This is a genomic window from Rothia santali (assembly GCF_024199905.1).
GTDB classification, from domain to species: Bacteria; Actinomycetota; Actinomycetes; order Actinomycetales; family Micrococcaceae; genus Rothia; species Rothia santali.
In genome coordinates, this window is record NZ_JANAFB010000075.1 from 1 (window position 1) to 4321 (window position 4321).

Here is a 4321-nt window from a genome sequence, read left to right on the forward strand (position 1 = left end):
GGCCCTCGCCGTCCGCGCGGCCCGGCGCCGGCGGCGGTGGGCGGCCCCGGAGGCGTTCCGGACCGTCGAGGCCGTCCTGGACGGCGCCGTGCGCCTCGGGGACCAGCCGGACCTGGAGGCGTACCTGGGCGGCTGGGCGAGCCCCCGCCACCTGTGTGACGATGGGAACACGCATTAGTCCGGAGGGGGCGGCCAGCATCCGAGCCACGACCCTCCCCTCCCGCCGGCGTCGCCCCCGCACCTGCGCGGTCGCCGTCGTCATCCCCGCCCACGACGAGGCGGAGACCATCGGGGCCGCCGTCGACGCCGTATTGCGCGCCGCCCGCGTGGCCCGGTGCCCGGTGCGCGTGGTCGTGGTCGCCGACGCCTGCCGGGACGCCACCGCGCGCATCGCCCGCGGGCGCGGCGCCGAGGTTCTGGAGATCGACCGGCGCAGCGTGGGGCCGCCCGCCGCGCCGGCTTCGAGCACGTGCTGGCCGGCCCGGACGACCCGGACGCCCTGTGGCTGGCCACGACCGACGCCGACACCCTCGTGGCACCGCCCTGGCTCGCCCGCCACCTGCGGCATCGGGCCGGCGGGGCCGAGCTGCTGCTGGGCACCGTGGACGTCCGGCGCGGGACCCTGACCGCGCGGCGTCGGGCCCTGTGGCGCCTCGACTACGCCCGGCGGATCCGCCGGCGCACGCACTGGCACGTCCACGGCGCCAACCTCGGCATCTCGGCGCGCGCCTACCTCGAGCTCGGCGGCTTCCGGCCCTGGCCCACGACGAGGACGTCGACCTCGCCGACCGAGCGCGGGCCGCCGGGCTGCGCATCGTGCGCGCCACCGACCTGGCAGTGCTGACCTCCGGGCGGCTGGTTGGCCGGGCGCCGGCCGGATTCGCCCACTTCCTGAAGGAGATCCCATGACCCGACCCGCCGACGCCGCCCGCGAGCACCCGCTCCCCGCCGGGGGCGGGACGCAGGCCCCAGCACGCTCCCCGCCGAGGGCGGTCCGCCCGACCCAGCACGCTCCCCGCCGCCGCGTCGGGCGCCGACCCCTCGCCGAGCCTCACCAGCGTCTTCTGCGCCGCCGCGCACGAGCTGCCCCTCCCGGGCCGCGGCCGGACCCTGGAGCGCTGGGAGCGGCTGGCCGGCTGGGCCCGCCGGGACCTCGTGGCGGCCCGGCTCGCCGAGGCGCACGCCGCCGCCGTGGCGGTCGCCCACGACCTGGGCCTGCCCGGCCTCGTCGAGGAGGGCACCCGCTGGGGCGTCTGGGCCGCCGAACCGCCGCGGCCGGTGCTGCGGGCCGTGCCCTCGGGCGGGGGCGGTTGGACGCTGTGCGGCGCCAAGCCCTGGTGCTCCGGCGCGTCCGGCTCGACCCACGCCCTCGTCACCGCCCGGGTGGAGCCCGGCCCCAGAGCGGAGCGGGACGCCCGGGAGGGGGCCGGACCCACCGCAGAGCGCGACGCCCGCGAGGGGGCCGGTCGGGGCCCGGCCGAGGATCCCGGGGAGGAGGCCGTGGCGCTCTTCGCGGTGGACCTCTCCCACCCCGGCGTCGCACCCGTCCCCGGGACGTGGAACGCCGTGGGCATGGCCGCGAGCGACTCGGGCAGCGTCGCCTTCGACGACGTCCCCGCCCGGCGGATCGCCTCGCACGCCGAGTACCTCGCGCGGCCGGGCTTCTGGCACGGGGGCATGGGGGTCGCGGCGTGCTGGTTCGGCGGCGCCCGGGCCCTCGCCGAGCCCCTGCTGGACCGGGCGCTGCGCCCCGGCGCCGGGGAGCTCCTGCGGGCGCGGGCCGGTTCGGTCGCGAGCGAGCTGGCCGCGGGCTGGTCGCTGCTGCGCGCGGCCGCCGCGGAGGTCGACGCGCGCCCGGACGAGTCCGGCCCGCTCAACGCCGCCCGCGCCCTGGCGGTGAGGACCCGCATCGACCGGCTGGCCGACGCCGTCGCCGCGGGCGTCGGCCGCGCCCTCGGGCCGGGCCCGCTGTGCGCCGACGCCGACCACGCCCGCCTGGCCGCCGACCTCGCCGTCTACGTCCGCCAGTCCCACGCCGAGCGGGACGAGGCGGGCGTGGCCGACGCGCTCGCCGAGCACGTGACCGCGCGAGCGGGCGAGGGTCCCGCGGCCCCGTCGAGGCCGGACGGGCTTCCTGGGACGAGCTCATCGGGCTGGGACCGGCGGCCTCCGCCGCAACCACCGCCGAGGCCTCCTCGGCGCCCGCCGGGAGCTCCCCAGCGGCCGCCGCCGGGACCTCCCCAGTGCGCCCCGCCGGGCCCACTCCCCTGCCCGGGGAGGCCCGACGATGACCGCCCCGCTCTTCCACGGGGACGAAGCCGCCGCCAGCACCCCCGCCGCCCTCCGCCGCTTCGACGAGGGGACCCCGGTGTGGTCCGTCGGCTCCGTCGACCCCGGGACCGGCGTCTGGACGCCCCACCACCTGCCCGCCCTGATCGTCCTGGCCCCGCACCCCGACGACGAGGTCCTCGGCGCCGCCCCGCTGATCGTGGCCGCCCTGCGGGCCGGCGCCGAGGTCGTGGTCGTCGCGGCCACCGACGGGGAGGGCTCCCACGCCCCGGACGTGATCGACCCGGCCGAGCTCGCCGCGATCCGCCGCCGCGAGTCCGAGGAGGCGGCAGGAGTCCTCGCGGCCCCCTTCCAGCGCCCGGGCGCGCCCGCCCTGCAGTGGGTCCGCCTCGCACTCCCGGACGGCTCGCTCGCGGAGCGGGAGGACGACGTCGTCCGCGCGCTCGAGGAGGTCGCCGCCTCGCTGCCGCCCGAGTCCTGGCTGGTCAGCACGCTCCCCCACGACGGCCACCCCGACCACGAGGCCTGCGGCCGCGCCGCCGAGCGGGCCGCCGCCCGGAACCGGCGGCTGGACCTGGTCCACGTCCCGGTCTGGCTCTGGCACCACCGGCGCCCCGGTGAGGCGGGGACGGCCTGGGACCGGGCCCGCACCCGTCCCGGTCGACGCCGAGGCGGCCCGGGCCCGCGAGGCCGCCCTCGCCTGCTTCCGCTCGCAGCGCACCGCCGCGCTGGGCCGCGCGGTGGACCGCCCGAGGGGCGCCGGTCGTCCCGGACGCCGCCCTGGAGGCCATGTTCCGGGACCGCCTCGTGGTCTTCCCGGCCCCGGCCGTGGACTTCACGGCGCTGTACGGCTCCTCCGCCGACCCGTGGGCGGTCGAGGGCCGCTGGTACGAGCAGCGGAAGTTCGAGCTCACGATGGCCGTGCTCCCCCGGCGCCGCTTCGGCCGGGCCTTCGAGCCCGCCTGCTCGACCGGTTGGCTGACCGCGCGCCTCGCGGAGCGGTGCGACCGGCTGGTCGCCACGGACCCCGTGCCGGCGGCGCTCGAGGCCGCCCGTGAGCGGGTGCGGGCGGGGAACGTGGCCTTCGCGGAGGGCTCGGCGAGCGACGTCCCGGAGGGCCCGCTGGACCTCGTCGTCCTGAGCGAGGTCGGCTACTATCTTTCGGGCGCGGAGCTCGCGGCGTTCCTGGAGCGCGCCCGCGCCGAGCTGGCCCCCGACGGCGTCCTCGTGGCGGCGCACTGGCGCCACGCGATCGCCGAGGCCCACCGCACCGGGGACGAGGTCCACCGCGCGCTGGCCGCCGTGCCCGGCTGGGTGCGTCACGCCTCCTACGCCGACGACGACGTCCTGATCGAGCTCTTCGGTCCGCCCGCCCCCAGCGTGGCCGAGGCCGAGTTCCTCGCCGAGGAGGAGGACCGCCGTGAACGCTGAGCACGACGCCGCCCGGGTCGCGCCCGCGCGCGGCCCGGCACAGACCGGACCCCGGCAGCCCGGCCCTCGTCGGTCCGACCTCGCGCGCCCGCCCCGACCGGACCACCCCGACCGGCCGGCGCCCCTTCCGCCCGCCTCCGTCGTCGTGCCGGCCCGCGGCCCCTGGGACCCCGGGTGCGCCCTGGGCATCCTGCGCTACCACGCGATCCCCGGCCTCGAGCGCCACGACGCCGGCGCCCGGACCCACCTCAGGACGCTGCGGCTCGAGGGGACGCCCCGCATCGTCGAGGTGCGGGTCGGGGACGCGGGCGTCGAGGCGGCGCCGGCGGACGGCCTCGGCCCGCTCCCCGCCTCGACCGCGGCGCTGTTGGACTGGTGGTTCGACCTGTCCGCCCCGATCGAGGCGATCGACCGCGACCTGGCCGGGGACCCGGTGCTGGGACCGCTCGTCCTCGAACGCCCCGGGGTGCGGGCCACGCGCTGCCCCGACCCGTTCGAGGCGGCCGTCACCACCGTGCTGGGCCAGCAGGTCTCGGGCTCGGCCGCGCGCACGTTCGCGGGCCGGCTCGTGGAGGCCTTCGGCGAGCCGGTGGGCGCGGTC

At 79.8% G+C, this 4321-nt stretch carries 3 protein-coding genes and 1 pseudogene; all 4 read left to right on the plus strand.

Annotation, left to right across the window (positions count from 1 at the left end; genetic code table 11):
- Positions 1-469: 469 nt before the first annotated feature.
- On the plus strand, positions 470-844 hold the full coding sequence (locus NBM05_RS15100) for a glycosyltransferase family protein (protein ID WP_254169140.1): 375 nt from the start codon (positions 470-472) through the stop codon (positions 842-844).
- Between the two features lie 1443 nt (positions 845-2287).
- Positions 2288-2827: pseudogene (locus NBM05_RS15955) on the plus strand (PIG-L deacetylase family protein); the annotation flags it as partial.
- A gap of 251 nt (positions 2828-3078) precedes the next feature.
- Positions 3079-3720, plus strand: a complete 642-nt coding sequence (locus NBM05_RS15105; protein WP_254169142.1) for a class I SAM-dependent methyltransferase — start codon at positions 3079-3081, stop codon at positions 3718-3720.
- The coding region (locus tag NBM05_RS15110) for an AlkA N-terminal domain-containing protein (protein ID WP_309248185.1) at positions 3710-4321 on the plus strand (612 nt) is incomplete at its 3' end. The genes NBM05_RS15105 and NBM05_RS15110, both read left to right, overlap by 11 nt.